Origin of the sequence: Photobacterium marinum, from assembly GCF_000331515.1 — a bacterium.
GTDB classification, from domain to species: Bacteria; Pseudomonadota; Gammaproteobacteria; order Enterobacterales; family Vibrionaceae; genus Photobacterium; species Photobacterium marinum.
In genome coordinates this window covers 340,214-363,328 of record NZ_AMZO01000016.1, presented here as the reverse complement: position 1 = coordinate 363,328, position 23,115 = coordinate 340,214, and the positions used below count along the sequence as shown (strand labels likewise).

Below are 23,115 nucleotides of genomic sequence, written 5' to 3'. Positions count from 1 at the left end.
GCATGGCAGAAATATCAGAAAAGCCGACACGGGGCCGTCGCAGCAAAATCGACTTGTTGCCGCCGGATGTCAAAAAGCTGCTGGATGAGCTGCTGCGCGATGGTCGCAACTCCCAGCAGGACGTGCTCGAAGCAATCCATGACTATATCGACCAGCAGGGCCTGCCCGACATTATCAAACCCTCTCGCAGCGGCCTCAATCGTTACGCCACCCGTATGGAAGCCATCGGCAAAGACCTGCGTGATGTCAGGGAAGTCTCACAGGCGCTGGTCGGCCAGCTCGGCGACAAGCCAACCGGCGAAGTGTCGCGTTTAATCCTTGAAATAGGCCGCACTCAGCTGTTTAAAGCCATGATGCAGGCCAGTGAAGATCCGGAAGCCGAAGTCAATATCGGCATGATCAAAGATGCCATGCTCGCTGCCCAGCGCCTGGAAAGTGCCGCCATGCAGAGCCACAAGCGCGAAAAAGAAATCCGCAAAGCGTTTGCCGATGAAGCCGCCGCTGCTGCTGAATCCGTTGCCAAAAAAGCCGGATTAACGTCAGAAACCGTCTCCAACATCAAAAAAGAAATATTAGGGATAGCCTGATGAACCAGGTTGAACGCCCCGAGCTGAATCATGTCACTCAGGCAGTATTAGAAGACTTTGACCCCAATGAACTGCTGCTCGGCTATCAGCGCCGGTGGATCAAAGACAAGTCCATCCTCAAAATTGCCGAAAAGTCCCGCCGTACCGGGCTGACTTTCGCTGAAGCGGCAGACTCCGCCCTGACGGCAGGCACCGCCAAAGGCGAGGGTGGCAGCAATATCTTTTATGTCGGCTCCAATAAAGAAATGGCGCGGGAGTTTATTGATGCCGTTGCTCTGTGGGCCAGAGCTTTCAATAAAGCCGCTTCTGAAGTGCAGGAAGAACTGTTCACCGATGAAGACAAAGACATCCTGACCTTTGTCGTGTATTTCGATTCCGGCTACAAGGTGCAGGCGCTCAGTTCCAACCCGTCTAACCTGCGGGGGATGCAGGGCACCGTCATCATCGACGAAGCCGCTTTTCACGACCGCCTGGCCGAAGTACTCAAAGCCGCACTGGCGCTCACCATGTGGGGCGCAAAAGTGCGTTTAATCAGCACCCATAACGGCGTGAATAACCTGTTTAACCAGCTCATTCAAGACAGCCGGGCAGGAAAAAAACGCTACAGTATCCACACCATCACCCTGGATGATGCCTGCGCCGAAGGGCTCTACAAACGAATTTGCCAGGTGCAGAAAGTCGAGTGGACACAGGAAAAAGAGAACGAGTGGAAAGCCAACCTGCTCAAAGATACCGCCACCGAAGAAGATGCCCTGGAAGAGTATTACTGTGTCCCCAAAGCCTCCAGCGGTCAGTATGTCCCGCTGGTGCTGATAGATGCAGCCATGAAGCAGGGCATTCCCATTCTGACTATCGAAGCCCCCAAAGGCTTTATGGAATGGAGCGACGGTCAGCGCAAAGCCTTTGTTGAAGACTGGTGCAAGCGGGTATTAACCCCCGAGCTGTATAGGCTCAACGTCGGCCATTCTCACGCCTTCGGTGAAGACTTCGCTCGCAAAGGAGACCTGTCGGTATTCGTGCCGCTCGGTATCCGTAAAGATCTGAGCAAGTATGTCCCGTTCGTGGTTGAGCTGCGCAACATGACCTACGACGCCCAGCGCTTCATTCTTCACTACCTGCTCGAAGCCTTGCCCCGTAAGCGCGGCATGGCCTTCGATGCCACCGGGAACGGCGGCTACCTTGCCGAATCTGCTGCCCTGAAATACGGCACTGAAATGGTCGATCAGGTGTCGCTAAACGATCCCTGGTATCGCGAGTGGATGCCCAAGCTCAAAGCCGAGTTTGAAGATCTCAACCTCGACATTCCCCGTCATGAAGACATCAAAGATGACCTCTGCCATATCCAGGTAATCAACGGCGTCCCGAAAATTGACAAAGGCTCCACCAAAGGGCAGGACGGCAAACAGCGACATGGCGACTTTGCCGTTGCGCTTGCGATGGCAGTCCGTGCCAGTTGGATGGACGGAGCCGCCATTGAGTTCACCCCGCTGCCGACCAGGGACGAAATCAGCGAAGACGACGATCGCTATGTCAGCTATCACGCTTTTGATCAGGGCTGCTACTGAATAAGGAAAACAATTGATGGCGCAATCAATCATTCAAGATATCTGGGGCCGACCGATAGAAAAAGCCGACCTCGAACAACCGCAAACCGAATCCGATGCCCGTCTGCTCAACCTTAAACGGCACTATGCCGCACATCCCTCGGCAGGGCTAACGCCATTAAAGCTGGCCAGCCTGATGAAACGGGCCGAAGAAGGGGACTTAATCGCCCAGTGTGAGCTGGCCGAAGACATGGAAGAAAAAGACGCCCATATTCAGAGCGAGCTGAGCAAACGAAAAATGGCACTGCTTAACGTGGAATGGAATATTCGTCCACCGCGTAACCCAAGTAAAGAAGAGCAATACGATGCCGATCTGCTGCAGGAACTGTTTGAAGACGCCACCTGGCTGGAAGATGCGTTTTTCGATATGGCCGACGCCACGTTAAAAACCTTTGCTAACCTCGAACTGCGCTGGGAAGTGGTCGAAGGCATCCAGTTGGTAACAGGCTACGACCACCGCGATCCGTCCTGGTTCCAGACCCATCCGGATAACCGTAACCAGCTGCGCCTGCGAGACGGCAGCCATGAAGGAGCCGCGTTAAACCCGTTCGGTTGGATATCGCATACCGCTAAAGCCAAATCCGGTTACTTAACCCGCCGGGGGCTGGTGCGCGTTCTTGCCTGGCCGTTCCTGTTTAAAAACTACAGCATCCGTGATCTTGCTGAGTTTTTGGAGATTTACGGTCTGCCGATCCGGCTCGGCAAATACCCAGAAGGGGCCACCGAACGCGAGAAAACCACTTTGCTTCGGGCGGTGATGTCCATTGGCCACAATGCCGGGGGCATCATCCCCAAAGGCATGGATATCGATTTTCAAAATGCCGCCGACGGAGCCAGCGATCCGTTTATGGCCATGGTGGCCTGGTGTGAAAAATCCCAGTCCAAAGCCATTCTCGGTGGCACCCTAACCAGCCAGGCCGATGGCAAAACCAGCACCAACGCACTGGGTAACGTTCATAACGAAGTGCGTGAAGAAATCCGCGATTTCGACCTCAAGCGCATCGCCGCCACCTTAACCCGCGATCTGGTTTTCCCTCTGTATGCCCTTAATGGCAAAAGCTACCGAACCCGCCACCGCATACCTCGCTTCGAGTTCGAACTGACCGAAGCCGAAGACATAGAGCGCCTGTCCAAAGCTTTGCCCGGTTTGGTCAACATGGGCATGAGAATCCCACTTGCATGGGCGCATGAGAAAACGCAGATCCCGATGGCGCAGGACGATGAGGTTGTACTCGGGACAACAAAACCGGCGGATACATTACAGGCCGAACTGAAAGGGCTGGCAGTGCTGAAAGCACTCGCAAACCAAAAGGATGTCGCCGACCTGCAAACAGAGCGGCTTCAGCAGGATGCTGGGGGCTTGCTGGCCAATATGATAGAGCCAGTGCGGGAACTGGTTGAGGGCGCTGAGTCACTGACCCAATTGCGTGAGGATATCCTGTCATTGCAGGGAGTGATCAGCACTGAAGAGTTGGGCGAAGTCATGGCCCAGGCGATGGCGGCGGCAGAGCTGGCCGGTATTAACGATGTTAAGGATGGTAAGTAATGCCGGTTCAGTATGGGAGCTTGCCGTTTAATGAGCAGATTGCCTACTTTCGTCAAAAGGCCAATGTACCGACGGAACGTTGGGCTGATCTTTGGAAGAATGCCCACGACCGGGGCTTTATGGTTGCCGGAGCCACCAAAGATGATTTACTGGCTGATTTTCGTTTGGCGATTGATAAAGCGATAGCCGAAGGAAAGTCGCTGAACTGGTTTAAACAGCAGTTTAACGACATTGTAGCCAGGCATGGTTGGGAGCCTTATGCCTCGGGTAAAAGCGGGTCTGCCAGTTGGCGCGCACAGGTGATTTACGAAACCAACATTCGTCAGTCATACACAGCGGGCCGCGAGCAACAAATACAGCAGGTAAAAAATCGTCGTCCTTATGGCATTTATAAACACTCCGGGGCAGAGCATCCACGTCATGACCATTTATCATGGAACAACCTGGTTATTCCGTTGGATGATCCCTGGTGGGATACTCACACCCCGATAAACGGCTACGGTTGCAAGTGTAAAAAGCTGACAGCCAGCGAGCGTGATTTAAAACGTTTGGGGCTGAAAGTAACCGCTGCGCCTAGAGTTACTACCTATGAGTGGATCGATAAGGTAACCGGTGAAGTACATCAGATCCCGAAAGGAATAGATCCCGGTTTTGATTACACTCCGAAAAGTAGTGCTGAGTTGACAGAAAAAACTCAGGCTGTTGTCACTAAAAAAACGCCACTGGCAGAACGGTTGGCTCCACGTATTGTTGATCATGCATTTTCAACGGTAAAAGGTGTTGGAGCAGAAAGCCTGAGCAACTTACTGGCCGAGTTGGATTCGCCCCAGGTAAAAGCCTTCGAGAAAGCTTTAAAGTCGCATGATATAAAAACGTTGTTTCTGAAAGCCGGAGAACTGAGCGGTGGTAAGAAAGCACGGGCAATAGCTGAAGATGTTGAGGCTTATTTGCAGTCGGGTAAACCGAATCCTCTCTGGAACTTTACAACCCGCCGAGTAACTCGTACCAATGGTTTTACTGCCGGTAGCTGGAATCTTGTTGTGGTGAAGGCCAAAGCCAGTGACCGGTTTACGAAAGTAGATGCTCGGCAATTGCAACAAGCTATTGTTAGGGCTATACGGAAAGGGGGAACCGATGCCCGTTACTGGTCATTCTCTGCAGCGGCTGAATCTCATTTAAATTCATCTGCCAGAGTTGTGACGACCTGGGCTCATGAAATGGGGCATCAGGTTTACTATAAAGCCGGGAAGCCGGTTATTCCGCCAGAGGTAAAAGGTAAACAGTCTCTTACTCGCTATGGTGCGACGAACGACAGCGAATGGTTTGCAGAACATTTTGCTGCATGGTTGTTGGCTTCTAAAAAACTGGGTGAATTGTACCCAGTTATCAATGATTATATAAATGACTGGGTATTTAATCTGATAGACTGAACTTTTAATAGCGCGAATTCTAAACCAAAGAGTTTATAATTACTGATGAAAGCTTTCGCTTGTTCTGTCGATTTTTTTCCATATGAGGCCTGTCCACTTTTTTTGTTTAAGTGGTAAATATCACCATTTTTTAAATTCATGAACCCTAGGCGATAATCACAGTTAAATAAAGCATCAGGCATTTTTATGAACAGTGCGTCGTTACTAAGATTTACAAAATTCATATTTTTAGTTTGGCGCTTTAAGAATGAAGTGTTTTCGAAGTGATTAATGGCTTCGAGTTTATTTAAAAGAACGTGCATGTTCATCACCATTGTTTGATTTCTGTTTTATCATTTTGCAGATGAAAGGTAATAATTCAATAGTGTGTCGAGAGTAGAGTGATTAGTTATGTTTTATTAGATTTTTCTTATATATTGATTTGAAGCTTATATTGTCCAATATGTGGGTAATATTTGCTGATTTGAGGTGAAACGAGAAATTTGAAAAAAAAGTAAAAAATATTTATTGACAATAAAAAATAGCAAATAAAGTTAAGTAATAAGACGAAGGGATATGAAATGTCACTGATTGAGCAAGCTCAAATGCTGTTTAAACACCCGTTAACCATAGAATCCTTGCGCCAGCTTGACAGGCTGGAAAAGCAGGCAAGGGGAGAAGAGGCTGACCGGATTGGGGAGCTTTGGGAGGCTGTGCTGGCAGACGCCGATGAGGAATTGCTCAATCAAGCCCGTGAAGAAGGGCTGTTGTAATGGCTGGAGCCCGTTATACCGTTACTTTTGAAGGCCAGGTACAAATCCAAAAACAGATCAATCAGCTGATTCAGAAGGGGACGAACCTGCAGCCCGCCTTTCAGGATATTGGTGAAATGCTGCTTATCAGCCATAGCGATCGCTGGGAAAAACAAATCTCACCGGATGGCACGCCCTGGGCACCATTGAGTGAAGGCTATAAACAAAGAAAGAAAAAGAACCAGGACATCATCTTGGTGCTGAATCACCATTTAGGCCGAGAACTGAATTACCTGGCACAACCTCAGCTTTTCGAGTTCGGCACCAACTACGAGTATGGAGCCATTCACCACTTTGGCGGCTCTACTGAAATGCGCCCGCCAAACGTAGCCGTACCTGCTCGCCCTTGGTTAGGTGTCTCAAATGATGATCTTGAAGAGATTTACCAGATTTTAGGTGATTTCCTGCAACAGGCATAAAGTGCCTGTAATCCATTTTGAGCTGTTAACGGCAGCTAAGGTGCAACGGCTTTGCTAAAAGGGAGTTAAACGCTCTTAAATGGATTTAAACGGGCCGTGAGATTATGTAGGGGATGAGGCGAAAGCTAGAAAGTTCTCTACCACATTACTCCGAATCCTCACCTTTATTCTCAAGCTTAACGTTAAGAACTTCGCCAGTCCTAGTAAATTCAATTCCCAAGTCATCGAGTGATTTTTCAACCAATGAAATATCCATAATAATCCTTTTAATAATGTATCGGTTTAGGTATTAGCTGGGGCTTTTATCACTATTCAACAAAATCATGCTCTTTTAACCACATCAGATTTGCACCAAATGTGATGTGCGTATCACACATTCACTTAGTAGATGATAAATAAGATTCCAGAGCACACAAACCTCTCCCCATTAACCCCCACAGCCCAAAGATCGCTAAGAGCCAATCAAAGGGGGAGCCGGAGGGGGTTGTAACCACCGTAACCAAACCTCTCTCCCTTGAACACCAAAGCCATAACAGCAAATAGGTGCTTGTTCCTTAATCGATATCAAGGATCAATTAAATTTAATGCAATTAATTTCATTTCAACCTTATGCCTATATGGTATGTGTATGGTATTCTGACGAATACAAAGTAAGCTTGACAATTTAGAACTAAGTCTCTGATAGAAAACACAAAAATGGTAACTCATAGATGGAAAAATGTGGCAATTATTTTATTGAGCCTTTGTGTAAAATTGGAAAAGGTGCATTTGGTTATGTGGAGAAAATGCGCCTTTACAACTCAAATAAGCACTTATGTGGAGAGTATGCAAGGAAGGTCTTTAATCCAGAACCGGATATTCTTGAAAAAGTAACGGAAGAAGAGCTGAAACGCCGATTTAAGCGGGAAATTCTATATCAAGCTAATTTATTTAGTAAAAATATCGTACCCATTTACTTATTTGATGATCGAGTGACCCACCCATATTTTGTGATGAGTCTTGCTGAAGGGGACTTGGATAGTGACCTTGAAGCTGGTTTATTGTTTGCTGAAGATAAGATTAAGTGCATAAACGATATATTAAATGGTGTTGAAGCTGTTCATGAAAAGGGCTATCTGCATAGGGATCTAAAGCCTCAAAATATACTCAGATATTCTGAAACTTGTGACCAAAAAAGCAAAACGAAGGAACTTTGCTATAAGGTGTCAGATTTTGGGTTGGTTAAGGATACTAAACCGGATGCCGACTCAACAGTTCTAACGGCAATCGGAACCTGTATGGGATCTAGGCCTTACATGGCACCTGAAGCTCAGTTATTTGGTGAATACTCAATTCAGTCCGATATCTATTCTATAGGGAAAATAATAAAAGATATTGGTTTCAATAATACAGAGGTAGAGAAAGTAATTTCCCGATGCCTCTTAATGGAGAAAAGCCAACGATATAGAAGTGTTACAGATTTAAAGCTAGAACTGAATAAAGCTCTGCTATGTACTGCAGCATAAGTGAGATATGGATGTTATGTTAAAAATAATAGAAACAGCATCTTTTTGCTTTCCTAAAAGCGATCATAGAATAAATGAAGATAGCATCTTAATGCCAAAGAAACTTGGCAGTGGTGTTTTGTTTGCTGTTGCTGATGGCGTTGGTTCTTATTCAGGAGCAGAGTTGGCATCAAAATGCGCTGTCAAACATCTTGAAACTGTAACTGAAAGCAACTATATCACCAATGTTGAAACAGTATTCTTAGATGTAAGAGATAAGGTTATCTCTTTAGCAAGAAATAATGATAGCTTGTTTCAAGCCGCAACGACACTTTCATTCGGTTACTTAAATGAAGAAGGTTTGCTTATTGGGCATATTGGTGATTGCCGACTCTACGTGAGAAATAATAGTAAGTTACAACAGTTAACAAAAGACCATTCTCAATATCAACAAGCTGTAGATGCGGGGATTTATACAAAAAGGCAGTTAAGGAATGTAAGTGAGAAGGCAAGAAGAACTTTAACTACCGCAATTGCTCGTCAAGTTGACATGCATTTTGAAAAATCATTCATCCCTATAGATGAACTACCAATAGAGAATGGTTGCATTGCTTTATTTGCTATGTCTGATGGTGCACACCAGTTATGGGAAAAAAGAGCAAGATTTTCACAGAATACAATGAAGAGCGTTTCAAATTTTTCTTCAAGTTTGAAGAAAAGGATTGAGAGAAATGGGCCTGTTGATGATTATTCAATGGTTGCTTTATCGGTAGAGATCTCAAGTTAACTTGCTTTTACAAGATAGGAAGTAAATTAACTTGATAATTAAAAAACTAATGTGAGGAAGGCGTAATTTTATGTCTAAGGTTGCAATACAAATTAAGGTTGTTGATGTGCCGGAAGGATGGATGTGGAAAGAGCTTCGCCAAATAATTGAAGACGTCCAGGCTTCGACTTGTGAAGTGAAAACATATGAATTTCATGCTCATGGTGACAGCATCGTATTCCAAACTAAGTGTGATGATTTGGGTGTTAAATACCAAGTTGTACACGAATCAGATGATTGAATCTCATCTTACTTAATTTAGACGCTACGCCAGCTGACTATTTTTGTGGGTTACTAACCGATGGTCTAGGGATACATCTTTGAACATTTATACATAAGAGTTGTATAGGGTGTCCCCTCGAAAGGGTAAAACTAAAGAAGGTAAATATGGAATACTCAATTGACTATCAATATCTTCCTAGAGGCCGTACTCGTCCAATTGATAGTGGTGAAGTGGTCGGTATTAAATTAGACGATAAGTCCGGTGTTGTTGTCTTACCTAATGTGGGCGATTTTGTTCATATCGATAATTCCCTAGATATTGATGGGCGTGAATCTTTTTCTGGTAAGGTTAAATCCAAACTGTTCAGTTATCTACGTTCATCTAATGGTAAGGTATACTGCCATGTAAACATTGTGGTTGAGGATGATGAAGAGAGTAACTGGGAAAGTCTAATAAAAGAGTAAGTATTAATTGACAAACAACGATGCTTATATTTTAAAGGTAATTGAAGACTAATGCGTGGTTGACAATTACCTTGTGTTTTTGCTGTTAAGATCAAGTATGGTTCGATTCTTTTTAAGCTATACATAACGTATGTGTTTAAAGGTTAAGTATGAAACAAAATCCATTTTCATTTTATGACTTCCTTGGGTATTTAATTCCTGGTGGTGTTTTTACTGTCATAATGTCTTTGATGTTTACACCACATTTTTTCAATGTAATTAATGAAGTTTCTCATAAGGTCGAAGGAGGGATATTTGCAGGTTCTTCAATTCTCGTTGGTCTGATTGTTGTTTTTTATATTATTGGTCACTTGATAAGTTTGTTGTCATCATCATTCGTCGAAAAATATTTGACGGAAACTTATGGTTGGCCATCTAAATACTTATTCTCTAATGTTGATGCAATCCTTTCTCTTTCTGTAAGAAAATATTTCGTAAAGCTTTATACTGATGTGAGAAATGGCTGTTTAACAAAGAAGGGGATGGCTAGAAAGATATTCAATCACTTGTTTATGGGGGTGGTTTTATTTCCTGTTGTTGCTGTGGAACGTATTCTGAATAGATTGCTAGGCATTAGGCCATCTAAATTGCCAAAGCCTTTAAGAATTGCCTTGCTGTATAAAATTGATGATTTTTTTAACAGCTCAAACATCGAAATAAATAACAAAGCAGTAAATATTGGGTATGTAGAAGGTGATTTGTTTAGGTTTATTTATCATTCAGCACAAGAAAACAGTGAAAACCACATACCTAAAATGGCAAATTATGTGGCGCTTTATGGTTTTTCTAGAAATGTCTGCTTTGTTTTCGTGCTTATTTTTTGGGCTAGTTTAACACATCTGAACCAGAGTGATTGGAACTACTGGTATACAGTTTCATTTGCTATTATTGCATCTGTGTTTTTTTATGGATTTGAGAAGTTCTATCATCGTTATACACTTGAAGCAATAATGGCTTGTGTTAGTTATTCTAGGTCAGAAAATTAATATGATACTTTACTACTAAGTTGATTAAATGATCACGCGCTAAAACTATTCAGATAGTTTATTTAATGATAATCCCGAACTCCTTCCTCACCACCTAACTCACTCATAGCGCCATCATGGCGCTATGAAAACATCAAACCTCACTCAAATCGCTCAGGCAGTCTTAACTGCTAACTTAGCCAGTAACCTTGCCGTTCTGGTCGCCGACCTGAATCAGCCCGACGATGGCTGGGTTCAGTTGCTGCCTGCCGGTAAGTTCAAAGCCCGCGACGGTCGCCCCTTCGATACTGAAGACGGCCACTGGCATTTGGATGCCAGCATCGCTGCACAAATGATAGCGGCCACCAAAGCGGCTGCTCCTAAAGTGCTCATCGACTACGAGCACCAAACTCTGCACGCTGCAGAAAACGGCAAACCCGCACCGGCCGCAGGCTGGCTTACCAGTGATTCCGATATTGAGTGGCGCGAAGGTCAGGGCCTGTACATCAAACCGGGCTGGACCAAGGCCGCCCAAACGCATATCGACAACGACGAGTATGCGTTCCTTTCTGCTGTTTTCCCTTACGACAAACAAGGCCGCCCGCTAATGCTGCGCATGGCCGCGATTACCAACGATCCCGGTGTGGTCGGCATGGAATCGCTGGCCGCGCTGTATGCCGAAAAAACGGCGGACTTCTCCCTCAGGTTCAACAACCACAACGGCCAGGCAGGCTCAGAAATCAGCCTCTATGGCCAAATGGAGGACACAAAAGTGGATGAAATCCTCAAACAGCTGCTTGCCCGCCTGGGTATTGAAGTCAGCGATGCGCTCACTCCCGAGCAGGGGCAGGCGGCACTAACCGCGCTTGATGCCCTGAAAACCAAAGCCGGTGAAAGTGATGATCTGAAAACTCAGGTCGCCACATTAACGGCGCAGGTAGAGCAGGGCACCAACCTCAGCAAATTCGTCCCGGTAGAAGCCTATAACGGAGTATTGGGTGAGCTGGCCGCTCTGAAAGCAGGAACTGATGCTACCAGTATCGATTCCGTGATTGATGCCGCCAAACGCAAAGGCCAAATCGTTGAAGCCGAAACCGGCTATCTCAAGCAGTTCGGCCAGCAACAGGGAGTGGCAGCCCTGAGTGCAATGCTGGATAAACGCCCGGCGATAGCGGCCCTTACCGCTCAGCAAACCACCACCAATCCACCGCCAGCCGGAGATCCCGGCAAAGAATCCCTTACAGAGGAAGAGCTGGCGGTGCTGCGTGCCTGCGACCTCGATAAAGACGCCTTCCTCAAAGCCAAACAGGAGAATGCCGAATGAGCTTAGCCAAACGTGCCGACGGCCTGCGGGCCTATCCGGTTAAGGGCGGTGAATACCTCGCCGGAAATGCCGTTATCTTTTTGGTTGCCGGGCTGGCTGTTCCGTTCGCAGCGGCCGATGACTCTGCCGTGTGTGCCGGGGTATCGCGGCTGGGAGTCGATAACTGCCAGGGGGCTGACAGCACCGAACGGGTAGCGGTGGAGGTCGGTGAGCGCAAGTTCCTCAATGCCGGAGATATCACCCTGGCAGATGTCGGCGAAACGGCCTTCTTTGCCGACGAGCACACCCTGTCGGCAGACAGCAACACCAGCAAGCGACCGAAGGCCGGGGTGATCACTCAGGTCGATGACGACGGCGTGTGGGTCAGCCTTGGGATTTAATCCGCGCCTGTTACGCAAAGCCAATTAGCCTGGAGCAATTTACACATGGATATCAATCAAAAGAACCTCAGCGCGTTATATACCGCTGTTAAAACCGCGTTTAATACCGGCAGCGGCACCTATACCGCACTGTGGCCGAAGTTCGCGACCATGGTGCCGTCCACCACTTCGGCTGAAACCTATGCCTGGCTGGGGCAGTTCCCCAAGCTGCGCGAATGGATAGGGGCTCGCCAGGTCAGGAAGCTGGCCAGCCACGACTACACCCTGAAAAACAAAAAGTTCGAAAGCACGGTGGCCATTCCGGCAGAAGCCATTGAAGACGATGCCTACGGCGTCTATATGCCTTTGTATCAGGAAATGGGCTACGCCAGTGCCTCCCATCCCGATGAAATGATGTTCGCCCTGATGGCGGCAGGCTTTGCTACCAAATGCTACGACGGCCAGAACTTTTTCGACACCGACCACCGGGTGACAGACCCGGATACCGCAAAGGAAAAATCGGTCTCCAACATGCAAGACGGCAAAGGCGCGCCCTGGTTCCTGCTCGACACCCGCCGACCGCTCAAGCCGTTTATTTACCAGAAGCGTAAAGACTACCGCCTCAATGCCAAAACCGATGCTGGTCAGTCGGATCATGTCTTCATGGCGGATGAATACCTTTATGGCGTCGATGGTCGTGGCAACTGGGGGCTGGCGTTCTGGCAGCAGGCTTATGCCTCTAAGGCCGAGCTGACCGATGCCAATTTTGATGCCGCAATCGAAGCCATGATGTCCCTTAAGTCGGACGAAGGCCGCCCGTTGGGCATCATGCCGAGTGTGCTGGTCTGTGGCCCGTCCAATCGCAGTGCCGCCAAAAAAGTGCTGGAAGCTGAAAACAAAGCGCAGGGTGAATCCAATACCAATTACAAAGCGGTCGAGCTGACCGTGGTGCCTTGGCTGGCATAGGAACCTTCAACCCGGAAATCAAACAAGTTCGGAGATCTTCATGCTATGGATAAAGCGTCTCTCATCAATCGGCCTGTGGTTATCAAATGTCTGGCGCATGACGGTTATCGCCGTGCGGGCCTGGCGTTTAAAACAGGTATCAATACCCTGCAAGCTGGCACCGTTACCCGTTCACAGCTGGCCATGCTGGAAGCAGACCCGTGCCTGGCGCTATGCCAGCAGGAAAACCAGGCTGCCGAAACAGATACACCAGACAATCCGTCAGGGCCAGTGGTTCAAGGATGTGTATCTGACGGTATAAGCCAGAAAGCCAGTGAGAAATAAGCCAAAAACCAAGGAGCTGATATGTATTGCACCCGCGACGACATGGTGTCCCGTTTTGGTATCGAAGAGCTTTCCGAGTTAACCGACCGTGACGGCAGCGCTGGTGTCAGTGGCATTGTCGATAACGTGCTGAACCAGGCCATGGATGATGCCGGTGCCACAATCGACGGCTATCTGGGCGGGCGTTACGACCTGCCGCTGGCTGTGGTCCCACGGGTGCTGACCCGCACTGCCTGCGATTTGGCGCGTTATTACCTGTATGACGAGCAACTGGGCGAAGAGCATCAGGCGGCCAAACGTTATACCGAGGCGATCAGCTATCTGGAAAAGGTCGGACGCGGGGTATTGCAGCTCGGCCTGGACAGGAACAACGCCCGCCCGGAAACCAGTAATACCGCCGTGATGACCAGCGCGGGCAGTGTGTTTGGTCGCCCGTCGGGTGGTAATCGCAGCGGCAAGGGGTTTATCTGATGGATGATCTTATCGCCCTGACGGTAGCCCGGCTCAAAGCGGGTAACCCGCCATGGAAAGATGTCAGCGAAATTGATGCCCTGAGCCAGCTCAATAGTAAAAGTGCCAGCACCAACAGAACGCCAGCGCTCTATGTGTTCCTGGTCGGAGAGAACCCGAAACCGGATGTGCGGGGCAGCGGGGCCTACCTGCAGGCCATTACCGCCACAGTGGGCGTAGTGATTGTGGATGCCTCCCGCAACGGAAAGCAAATTGATTTTCAGCCTCTGCGCAAAGAGCTGCGCAAGCGCCTGTTTGGCTGGTCGGGTTCCGGTGATTTTGAGCCTTTCTGGTTGGGCAGCGGGCGGCTGTTCACCATCGATAGCGGCAGGGCCAGCTGGCTGGACAATTTTGTGACTGAATATACCGAGGACCAACTCAATTATGGGGCCTGATTATGGCGCGTAGAGACAAAAAGAAAATTATCGGCTTTGCGCCGGAAACCACTTACGGCGTCGATGCAATTGCTGCCGGTGCGGCTATGTCGCATGTACTGGGGCGGGAATTTACCATCACGCCGCTGGCCGGTGAATCGCAAAGCCTGGAATACGACAACGGGATGCTTGGCCAGTCGCCGCAGATCATGACAGAAGCCTATGTCACCGTTGAGTTCACGGTGGATTTTGCGGCCTCGAAAGATCCGGCCAAGGCTGCTGCATGGGGCACCCTGATGTCGGCCTGTCAGCGTAAGGTGGCAGACGATGCGGCAGCCAAGCAAACCCTGTACAGCATTGATGATGAAGCAACGGGCAGTTTGTCGATTTACTTCTTCCAGTCCGGTTCGCTGCATAAGCTGGTCGGGGCGCGGGGTAGCCTGGCTTTGAATATCACGGCCAAGCAGTTCGGCGGCATTAAGTTCGCGTTTACTGGCCTGTTTGTGCCGGTTACTGAAGCGGTACTGCCTCAGCTGGATTTCAGCCGCTGGGTCACACCGCTGAAAATCGGGGTGGAGAATTCCAGTTTTACCCTGGATGACAAGCCTTTCAAGCTGATTTCGCTGGAGTACGACCAGGCAAACCAGGTGCCGTATCAGGAATATGTCGGCCATCAGGAGGTGATGATCACCGACTACCAGCCGACTGCCACCATGGTCATTGAAGCGCCGAAGCTGTCCGAGCTGGATGTGTTTGCCATGGCTCAGGCCGGAAGCGAGCACAATCTGGTGTTCACCAATGGCCCGGTTGGTAACCAGGTGGGCTGGCAGTGTTCGCGGGTGCAGTTGGGCCGGGCTACCTACGGCGAGCAGGAAGGCACCCAGACCTACAGCATCCCGCTCAATATCATCGCCAACAGCGATCAGTTCTTTACCCGTTAAACCGTGTTTAAACGCTGTTTAAGTCATTCAAATTGTTCGTAGCAAAAGATAAGGGTTAAACCATGTTTCAGTTAGTGAAAGAGCGCAAAGTGAAAAACTGGCCGGTCAAGATTTCAGTGCCGATGGATGGCGGTGAAGTCAGAACCTGCGATATGACGCTGGATTTTAAACTGGTGGACAGCGATGAATTTCGCCAGCTCAGCACCCAGGGTGACAGCAAGCTGTTTAGCGAAGTTGTCACTGGCTGGAGCGGGATACAGGGCGAGGATGGGGAATCGCTGCCATTCAACCCGGACAATCTGGCGTCAGCTTGCCTGAACCAGCATTTCACTGCCGGAGCGTTGTCAGCCTACATGAAGGCGATGAGCGGGACGGCCAGCACAAAAAACTAATTGAGGCCGTGCGGGCGGCGATACGCAGCCGCCCGGCCACGGCTGCCGATGAACAGGCATGGCAGGACGAGCTGGCCTGCTGGGGTATTCAGTCGGCTCCGGAGTCTGAGCCTGATGTGATTGAGGTGTGGGACGAGCACCGTACCGTGCTGGAGTGGTGGCTGGATATCCCGGTTTTCCTGTGCTGGAACGGCCCCGTTTGCCTTGGTATGGATGTCTGCCAGATCAAAGCCGATGCCGACCTTTCCGGTCGAGATATCACCCCCGACGATTACCGCAAATTAAAACTGATCGCCCAGGTCATGACCGAGGAACTGAACCGCCGTGAGTAACAACCTCCAGTTTACACTCAAGTTTGATGCTGAAACCCGGCAGTTTGTCGGTCAGGTTCAGGGGGCCGGGCAGGCTGTCGGCTCGCTCGGCCATCAGGCTCAGGCAACCAGCGGTAAAATGCAGGGCATGGCCCGCCAGTCGGACGCCATCGAAGGGCAGATGTTGGGGCTGCGTAATCAGCTGCTCGGGGTTGCCGCCGGATTCTCTGCCGTGGCAGCAGCCCAGCAGGCGACGGACAGGCTGGGCGCTTATCAGGATATCCGCACTCAAATCACCTCTTTGGTCGGTGGTCAGCAGCAATGGCTGCAAACCGAGCAGTACCTGATTGAAGTCAGTAAAGATCATAACAAAGCGTTGCTCGGCATGGCGGGCAATTATGCCCGTGTGGCTTCGATTGAAGATGCCGGGATGATCACCCGTCAGCAGACCATTGCTCTGTTTGAGGGGATGAGTAACGCTGCCTCAACCTACGGGGCCACCAACGAACAGCTGGGTCAGTCGATGTTTGGTCTGCAGCAGGCGATGGCCAGCCAGACCGTTCGCGCCGAAGAGCTGAACCAGACAACCGAACCTCTGCCGGGCTTGCTGGCCCGGATGGATAAAGCGGCGGGGCTGGCTTCGGGCGGGTTCCGCAAGCTGGTTAATAATGGCCAGGTAACATCAGATTTCTTTGCTGAAACCTTAGTGAAAGCGCTGGCTACCTATGAGGGCGCAGCGGCCAGAACAGCTGGGAACGTCAATGCGCTGTATGGCGACCTTTCGACGGTTTACACCCAATTGGTGGTGGCCTATGAGCAGCCGATTTCAGATTCATTCTCCCCTCTGGTCATCACGTTAACCCAAAGTCTGGAACTGTTGGCTGAAAATGCTGAGATCGTGTCGTCGGCTGTCGGTGTCACCATGGCTCTCGCCATCGGGCGCGGTACAGCGGCCATGGTTAATATGACTGCCGCTAAGGCCAAAGATGTGCTGGCAACCAGGGCGCACCATGTTGAGCAGATAAAACAGGCCCAGGCCACCATTGCCGTTACGTCGGCAGAAATAGCCAGGCTGGAAACCCTGCAGACAACTAATGCCTTTATCTTCCGTTCAACCGGCGGTGAAAAGGCGCTGGCGGTTGCCCGTGGGCAGTTAACGGTGGCGACCAACCAGCTGGCAGTTTCTCAGGCTCGAACGAATATCGCATTAAGGGCCGGTAATGGCTTGATGGCGCTTGCCGGTGGGCCTGTGGGGTTGGTCATGATGGCTGCCGGTGCTGTGGCGTATTGGGCGACAACCAACCGGGAAGCGGCAACAGATACCCAGGCTCTGGCAGATAAGGTCGACTCGCTACTGGGCCGGATGGATGCTTTGCAGGCCAAGCGATTGCAGTCAGCCATCGATCAGCAGAAACGTTATCTGACCGAGCTGGAAAACGAATACCGTCAGGTCGCGCTGGCCCCTAAAGCCGGAGTGGCCTGGTGGGACAGGATGCTGTTGTCATCCGGTGAAATTCGCGATAAGCAGCGTGATGCCTCATCCGCTTATGCCAGGGAAGTCAGCACCATTGAATCAGCAATGGAAAAAGCCACGGCTGATTTGCTGGCCCTGGAGAAGAAACTGGCGGAGGTGAAGGCGGGGAAAACCTCTGCGTCATCATCTAAAACACCACCATCACTCGGACTGGACGATGGCGATGAGCAAGCCAAGAAACAGCTGGCTCTGATGAAACGCCAGCTGGCACTTTATGGTGAGAAAAGCGAGCTGGCCAAAGTAACTTACGAACTTGAACACGGTGCGCTCAAGTCCATTAATGACGGCTTGAAGCAGCAACTACAGCTTGAGGCCAAAAAGCTCGACAACAAGACCGCTGAAGCCGATGCCCTTGAGCGGGCCAGGGCTCTGAATCAAGAAGGCAGTGATCAGCTGGCTCAGCTTCGTCAGCAGGTTGCGCTGCATGGCACCACGAGTGAAGCGGCCCAGCTGCGTTATGACATTGAGTACGGTGGCCTTAAGGGGATCAATGAGGAGCTGGCTAAGAACCTGCTGCTGGAAGCGGAAAAGCTCGACAAGTTGAATGCTACCGAACCGGGCAACAATAAAGCGATAGAGAGCTTTTACGCAGAAACCGACGCCCTTAATGAAGGCTGGATGATGCGGCTGGCCATCATGGCCGATCGTGAGAATGAGGCAAAGATCCGCGAAGAATATGCCTATAACGAACGTCTGCAACGGATGTCGGAATCGTTCCAGGCGGCCTACGCTCAGGCACAGGAAAACCAGCAACTGCAGGATGAGCTGGAGCGTGAGTATTTTGCTAATCGGGAAATACTGCGGGCTGACCATGAAGCCAATCTGACCGACATTAACCGTAAGGCGGAGGATGAGCGCCAGGCTTATCAGGCTCAGGTGGCGCAATCGACCCTGAATTTTACCCAGCAACAGCTCAGTATTACCACCAACTTTCTGAAGCAGGCCGGAGAAGAACAAAGCGGCCTTTATCGGGTTTTGTTTGCGGCCCAGAAACTGGCGGCGATCCCGTCGATGATCGTTGCTACTGAAGAAGCCGCCACCAAAGCGCTAAGTTTTGGCCCGCCGCCGGTGGGCATGGCGCTTTCGACGGCAGTGCGCACCATGGGTTATGCCTCAGTCGGGATTGTCGCCGGGCAGGCGCTGGCCGGACAGGCTCACGACGGTATCTGGCGGGTGCCAGCTGAAAACGAGGGCACCTGGATGCTGAAGAAAAACGAGATGGTGCTCAACACCCGGCAGGCTGAAGACTTCCGCTGGATGGTTACCGTGATGCAGCAAATGAAGGCAATGCAAAACCAGCAATTGCAGCAACAGGCCGTGGCGGGTGGCGGCCATCCCAATATCAACGTCGCCGCCCCCCCGGTGCATGTCGCGTTCCTGGATAACCAAGAGCAGTTAAACGCCTACCTGCGCAGCGATGCCGGGGAGCAGGCCATAGTGAAAATCGTCCAGCGAAATAAATCGAATTTTTAAAAGGAAAGTGAGATGGCATGGGAAACGGGTACAGCTGAAGGACATGCTGATTTATTAGCAAAGCTTAAGTTGTTTGCTGAAAAGCATGGTTGGACGGTCAAACGGTGGAAGCCTCGAACGGTAGAGAAAAAAAGTGATGAGTTGATTCTTGAATCTGTTGATGCAGTATCAAGAGAGACGTTTATTGCGGCTTTTAAAGCAACGGATGATGATGTGGCCGACCGTTATAATTGGACGTTGTATTGCGCTCCTTTATATTACGATACTTTAACGTTTGAACAGATCCCAGATAAAAACCCATATCACTATATGTATCTCTGGGATGAAGCGATTACCTATTATTTCATTACGGATGCCGAGCACCGGCATTTAAAAGTGATTGCGCAAGTATCAACAACCACCCATGTTATTTACATGGGGCGAATCAACATGTACGCCTCAATTAAACATTGGCCGGATCAATATTGCTGTTTTGGTGAGGGTACTGACGCAAATTTAAAATGGAATAGTACCGGCAATGGAATATCCACATATCAATATGCACGGAATGATGCTCGACATATTCATTGGTTAGGTAATGTTTGGGTAAATTCTGAACTGACATGGCCAATGCAGCCGAAGTGGCTTTTTGGTTTGTATGACGGCTATCAGACCAGCTTTGCTGGCCTTGACCATTGGATGATACCCATTCATCCCGGCAGTAACACCCATAGAAATTTGGGAGAATTTATTGGTTCCTATTTGATGAGTGGGCCGAATGCCTCGACAGGGCAATTACTCAAAACAAGAGACCACCTGAGAACTTTCCTGGTTGTGCAAAATGTCTATCGCACGAGCGATAACGATTTTATGTGTCTGGAGTTATTGTAATGGCGTACATGAAGACAGTAATTAATGAACGGAAGCAATTAGTTGAACAGGTTAAAAACTTCTTTTTAAACAATCCTGCATCTCACTGGAAACTTGAGTGTGATAATGAAACGACACGATTTTCAGTATCACATAAGACATTACCTTTGGCTGCGGCATTTGGTTTTGAATATCACTGGATGACTAAAAACCATATTAATGTTTATGGTGGAACGGGTTATTCGAGTGGCTGGCCTGGTTTAGTTAATGAGCGTGCTATTTCCTCTAAATATCGACGCAATAATCAAAACTTGGGTATGAGCTTACCGTGTTATCTTCACATTATTGCCAATGAAGAGCTTTTCGGCTTATGCCTGGTTAACCTGTCAAATCATCAACCATATTTCGCTATATGTTCTCGTCCATTAGGTGTTGGAGCAGGTTTTGCTGGTGATAACAGTGGTTTTTTCATCGGTACAGACTTTGATGATGGTGAATTCGGTTCGTGGAATATCCATCGTTTCGGGCAGGGTGAAAGTAGTTTAGTTTATTCTGAGGCATCTAATGTAATGCTTGAAATGAAGAGGACAGGTTCCTGCAAGATTGGGTCTTTAAAACCAATCTATGAAGGGACTGGCAATGACTCAATATACGGAAGGCATGGCGCGACCGGCGAATCAATGTCAAAGCACATGCGGTTTGAACTAAGTAATACAAGATTGTTTTTACCCTGGTTATTGTCTTCAAAGCAAGCGAATGGACGGTATGCACCTGTTTTTGCTTTGGGTACGATGCGGATAACCTCAGTAGAGGGGATTGAGGTAACGACGTTACCTTATTTTATTGAGTACAGAGGAATACCTTGGTTGGTTATTCAGCTCTTTGATTGGAACAAATATAAATATGGTCTGGCGATTAAATTAGAGGCCAGAGATGTTGTTCCGACGTCAAATGAAGTAGCTATGGCCGTATGAAAATCTCTTACCCAATTGAGTTGTGTTTTTCTTATAACATACCTCCGCCGCCAGTAGTTCCAGATATTCCGTCTAAAGATATCCAGTCAATCACCATGGTGTCCGTATCAGAGACGGGCACTTTGCCTTCAGTGCCATCTGGCCAGGCCAGAGCGAACTTTATTGATGGCTTTTGGGACAGTGAGTTCAAAGACAATATCTTCATTCAGCCGGGGATGATTAGCCTCGGTTACATAGCGACTCCGTCACATCATTCTATTGAAATTTGGAGTTCGTATACCAAGCCGTTGACGCTTAATCAGCTAAAAAAAATAAAAGATAAGGGGTTGTTACTAAAAGGGCAGCACCCCGTGTCCATATTGGCAGCTTATGGCGGGCACTGGGACTATACGTTAGATGTATCGCTCGATGTTGAAATGAACGTTGAAGCTCAGTTTGAATGGCAATTTAACCATGCTGCTGTTAAGTCAACATTGAATGTACTTGGTTCGCGAGTTGCGTTGTGGCCATATCCTCCTGTTTATCCGGTTACCGAATCCTGGCAGTGGTTCACCGCCATAATTGAAACCCGTGTCGGTGAGCAGCGCCTTTGTAATGGTAGTAAGCCAATCCAACAACTTGATTATCGCTATAATCTGCCGCTTCGTGTTGCGGCAGAGCAAATCAAACGTTACGAAGCCCAGGGGACAAACCGCCATGTGGTGCCGGTGTGGATAGATGCCACACCGCCGGTGACCGTTACGGCCGGAGATAAAGTGATACATACCGAGGTTACAGGTCGAGACTTCAAAGCAGACGGTATGGTTGTGGTTTATAAAGATGCGAATCGTTATGAGGTCGCTTTTATCGACAAGGTGGCAGAGAGTGCTCTGGTCTTAAAGCGACCGTTGATGTTTGACCTTGCAGGGGCCGTCGTTATGCCTGCAATCGCTGCTATTGCCCCCGACGGCCTTAATTCTGTTCGTCGTGGGGCTCGTATAGAGCAACAAATTTGTTGGGTAAATAGTGAGCCTTTATCGTTTGATTCTTCGCCCCAATTACAGGGGCTTATTACACAGCAATATCTTGGTAGGCCGGTGATCGTTAAACGTGGTAAGTCCGGTGGTGTCAGGGATGATATGGCGTTTACTTGGTATGACAAAACCACAGCCAGTGGTCAGCAGATGATGATAGCTGGTCGGGAGTTAGGCCACCATAGCACTACCATTGAGTGGGTAGCTGACGGGCGTGAGTCATGTTGGCAGCTCAGACAGTTTTTACTCCGGTTTAAAGGGCGTTTAAACACGTGTTGGTGGGTGAGTTTTAACAATGAAATTTGCCTGGCCGGAAAAGGGAGCAGAAAGCGTATTTTGGTAAAGCCTGCAGGCTTTGCATTATCCGATGGTTGTCATGTGTACCTGCGGTGGCGTGATGGTACTCAGCTCGTTTTTGCCCAGTCGGATGGGGTTGATTCGTCCGGAAATGAAATCCTCGATATTGGCGGAGACGGGAATATACCCGTTGAACCGGGAGATTTGCTTGGTGGGCATGTGATGCGCTTGATGAGACCGGATGATGATCGGGTCAAGATTAGTTATCTGCCACGCCATCGGATGCGGGCCGTAATGCCTATGAAAGAGGTGTCCGATGGTAGTTATTGAGTTGTATCAGATAGAGCTTCACGATGAAGTGTGGCGTTTTACATCCAATCAGAGTGATGTGTTGGCAAATGGCTATCACTGGCAATCCCATATGATAGCGAGGGACGCTTCTATCGAGCAGTCGGATGATCCGCTTCGGGCTGATACATCATTTGAGGTTGCTGCCGGGAGTGAGTTAGCCAATCTGGCATTGAACCCGCCGCTTAATGTCGCCCCCAGGGTGACTATCCTCCGTTCGGAAGACGGCGGTCGAGTATTTTATACCGTGTTTGCTGGACGGCTGATGGCTGGCGTTTGGAATGATGGCTTTGTCACGGTGGAGTTGGAAGCGGTTCACACTGAACTGCAAGTAACCGGCTTGACTGAAACTATCACTCCTCAATGTCGTTATTCACTGGGTAGCCGAAAGTGTGGTGTGCTTGAAAAACCGCGAGTGGTGATAATCGAACGTGTTGAAGGCAGTCGGGTATCGCTGGTTTATCCGGTGCCGGAGGAATACGCCTTTGGTTATCTGAAGCAAGGTCAGAACTTTCATTTTATCGACCGCCAGCCTGATAGTTTGACTTTGGTGCTTCTTCATCCAGCTTTATTGGCCGAGGGTGAGAGAGCCGAAATTACCCGAGGCTGTGACCGGACGCTGACAACCTGTCATCGACGTTTTAATAACGCAGTCAATTTTGGTGGGGCGGTTAATTTGCCGACCAAGAACCCGTATGTCGGCGATCCCATCGATCGCTAATTCCCGTTTATAAAGAATCTTATAAGG

Annotated in this window: 25 protein-coding genes; all 25 read left to right on the top strand. The window is 49.0% G+C overall.

Translation table 11 applies throughout. From position 1 onward, the window contains the following. The first annotated feature begins 2 nt into the window (after nucleotides 1-2). The 25 genes from C942_RS11765 (at nucleotide 3) to C942_RS11640 (ending at nucleotide 23,088) form a co-directional block, all read left to right on the top strand. A complete protein-coding gene (locus C942_RS11765; protein ID WP_007465987.1) occupies nucleotides 3-587 on the top strand; it encodes a DUF3486 family protein in 585 nt (194 codons plus the stop codon). Then, nucleotides 587-2,152: a terminase large subunit domain-containing protein gene (locus tag C942_RS11760; RefSeq protein WP_007465985.1), complete on the top strand. Its 1,566-nt coding sequence runs from the start codon at nucleotides 587-589 to the stop codon at nucleotides 2,150-2,152. Before C942_RS11765 ends, C942_RS11760 begins: the two co-directional genes overlap by 1 nt. A 16-nt stretch (nucleotides 2,153-2,168) precedes the next feature. After that, nucleotides 2,169-3,737, top strand: a complete 1,569-nt coding sequence (locus C942_RS11755) for a DUF935 domain-containing protein (protein ID WP_007465984.1) — start codon at nucleotides 2,169-2,171, stop codon at nucleotides 3,735-3,737. Continuing rightward, on the top strand, nucleotides 3,737-5,167 hold the full coding sequence (locus tag C942_RS11750) for a phage minor head protein (protein WP_007465982.1): 1,431 nt from the start codon (nucleotides 3,737-3,739) through the stop codon (nucleotides 5,165-5,167). The genes C942_RS11755 and C942_RS11750 overlap by 1 nt, the downstream gene beginning before the upstream one ends. Before the next feature lie 560 nt (nucleotides 5,168-5,727). Next, nucleotides 5,728-5,919: a hypothetical protein gene (locus C942_RS11740; protein WP_007465980.1), complete on the top strand. Its 192-nt coding sequence runs from the start codon at nucleotides 5,728-5,730 to the stop codon at nucleotides 5,917-5,919. Next, on the top strand, nucleotides 5,919-6,377 hold the full coding sequence (locus tag C942_RS11735; RefSeq protein WP_007465978.1) for a phage virion morphogenesis protein: 459 nt from the start codon (nucleotides 5,919-5,921) through the stop codon (nucleotides 6,375-6,377). The genes C942_RS11740 and C942_RS11735 overlap by 1 nt, the downstream gene beginning before the upstream one ends. Before the next feature lie 710 nt (nucleotides 6,378-7,087). Continuing rightward, nucleotides 7,088-7,882: a protein kinase domain-containing protein gene (locus C942_RS11730; RefSeq protein WP_007465976.1), complete on the top strand. Its 795-nt coding sequence runs from the start codon at nucleotides 7,088-7,090 to the stop codon at nucleotides 7,880-7,882. Nucleotides 7,883-7,889: 7 nt separating this feature from the next. After that, nucleotides 7,890-8,648, top strand: a complete 759-nt coding sequence (locus C942_RS11725; protein WP_051035797.1) for a PP2C family protein-serine/threonine phosphatase — start codon at nucleotides 7,890-7,892, stop codon at nucleotides 8,646-8,648. A gap of 70 nt (nucleotides 8,649-8,718) precedes the next feature. Continuing rightward, nucleotides 8,719-8,928, top strand: a complete 210-nt coding sequence (locus C942_RS11720; protein WP_007465972.1) for a hypothetical protein — start codon at nucleotides 8,719-8,721, stop codon at nucleotides 8,926-8,928. A 146-nt stretch (nucleotides 8,929-9,074) separates the two neighbouring features. Continuing rightward, complete coding sequence (locus tag C942_RS11715) at nucleotides 9,075-9,374, top strand: hypothetical protein (protein ID WP_007465970.1); 300 nt, start codon at nucleotides 9,075-9,077, stop codon at nucleotides 9,372-9,374. 149 nt (nucleotides 9,375-9,523) lie between these two features. Continuing rightward, nucleotides 9,524-10,399, top strand: a complete 876-nt coding sequence (locus C942_RS11710) for a hypothetical protein (protein ID WP_007465968.1) — start codon at nucleotides 9,524-9,526, stop codon at nucleotides 10,397-10,399. 124 nt (nucleotides 10,400-10,523) lie between these two features. Continuing rightward, nucleotides 10,524-11,702: a phage protease gene (locus C942_RS11705; RefSeq protein WP_007465966.1), complete on the top strand. Its 1,179-nt coding sequence runs from the start codon at nucleotides 10,524-10,526 to the stop codon at nucleotides 11,700-11,702. After that, nucleotides 11,699-12,082: a hypothetical protein gene (locus C942_RS24380; protein ID WP_007465964.1), complete on the top strand. Its 384-nt coding sequence runs from the start codon at nucleotides 11,699-11,701 to the stop codon at nucleotides 12,080-12,082. Before C942_RS11705 ends, C942_RS24380 begins: the two co-directional genes overlap by 4 nt. Nucleotides 12,083-12,127: 45 nt before the next feature. Further along, nucleotides 12,128-13,027, top strand: a complete 900-nt coding sequence (locus tag C942_RS11695) for a Mu-like prophage major head subunit gpT family protein (protein WP_007465962.1) — start codon at nucleotides 12,128-12,130, stop codon at nucleotides 13,025-13,027. Between the two features lie 45 nt (nucleotides 13,028-13,072). After that, the gene (locus C942_RS11690) at nucleotides 13,073-13,351 is read left to right on the top strand and encodes an HI1506-related protein (protein ID WP_007465960.1); all 279 of its coding nucleotides are present in this window, start codon (nucleotides 13,073-13,075) and stop codon (nucleotides 13,349-13,351) included. Nucleotides 13,352-13,372: 21 nt separating this feature from the next. Further along, on the top strand, nucleotides 13,373-13,822 hold the full coding sequence (locus tag C942_RS11685; protein ID WP_007465958.1) for a gp436 family protein: 450 nt from the start codon (nucleotides 13,373-13,375) through the stop codon (nucleotides 13,820-13,822). Next, nucleotides 13,822-14,256 (top strand): phage tail terminator protein, encoded by a 435-nt coding sequence (locus C942_RS11680; protein ID WP_007465956.1) that lies wholly within the window; start codon nucleotides 13,822-13,824, stop codon nucleotides 14,254-14,256. The genes C942_RS11685 and C942_RS11680 overlap by 1 nt, the downstream gene beginning before the upstream one ends. 2 nt (nucleotides 14,257-14,258) lie before the next feature. Further along, entirely contained in the window at nucleotides 14,259-15,176 is a 918-nt protein-coding gene (locus C942_RS11675; RefSeq protein ID WP_007465954.1) for a hypothetical protein, read from the top strand. A 62-nt stretch (nucleotides 15,177-15,238) separates the two neighbouring features. Further along, nucleotides 15,239-15,568: a hypothetical protein gene (locus C942_RS11670; protein ID WP_007465952.1), complete on the top strand. Its 330-nt coding sequence runs from the start codon at nucleotides 15,239-15,241 to the stop codon at nucleotides 15,566-15,568. Then, nucleotides 15,487-15,900: a hypothetical protein gene (locus C942_RS11665; RefSeq protein ID WP_198287486.1), complete on the top strand. Its 414-nt coding sequence runs from the start codon at nucleotides 15,487-15,489 to the stop codon at nucleotides 15,898-15,900. Before C942_RS11670 ends, C942_RS11665 begins: the two co-directional genes overlap by 82 nt. Continuing rightward, the gene (locus C942_RS11660; RefSeq protein WP_007465947.1) at nucleotides 15,893-18,886 is read left to right on the top strand and encodes a tape measure protein; all 2,994 of its coding nucleotides are present in this window, start codon (nucleotides 15,893-15,895) and stop codon (nucleotides 18,884-18,886) included. Before C942_RS11665 ends, C942_RS11660 begins: the two co-directional genes overlap by 8 nt. Nucleotides 18,887-18,898: 12 nt before the next feature. After that, a complete protein-coding gene (locus tag C942_RS11655; protein ID WP_007465945.1) occupies nucleotides 18,899-19,756 on the top strand; it encodes a hypothetical protein in 858 nt (285 codons plus the stop codon). Then, complete coding sequence (locus C942_RS11650) at nucleotides 19,756-20,709, top strand: hypothetical protein (RefSeq protein ID WP_007465943.1); 954 nt, start codon at nucleotides 19,756-19,758, stop codon at nucleotides 20,707-20,709. The genes C942_RS11655 and C942_RS11650 overlap by 1 nt, the downstream gene beginning before the upstream one ends. After that, nucleotides 20,706-22,349 (top strand): hypothetical protein, encoded by a 1,644-nt coding sequence (locus C942_RS11645; protein ID WP_007465940.1) that lies wholly within the window; start codon nucleotides 20,706-20,708, stop codon nucleotides 22,347-22,349. Before C942_RS11650 ends, C942_RS11645 begins: the two co-directional genes overlap by 4 nt. Next, a complete protein-coding gene (locus C942_RS11640) occupies nucleotides 22,336-23,088 on the top strand; it encodes a phage BR0599 family protein (protein WP_007465938.1) in 753 nt (250 codons plus the stop codon). Before C942_RS11645 ends, C942_RS11640 begins: the two co-directional genes overlap by 14 nt. Nucleotides 23,089-23,115 lie beyond the last annotated feature (27 nt).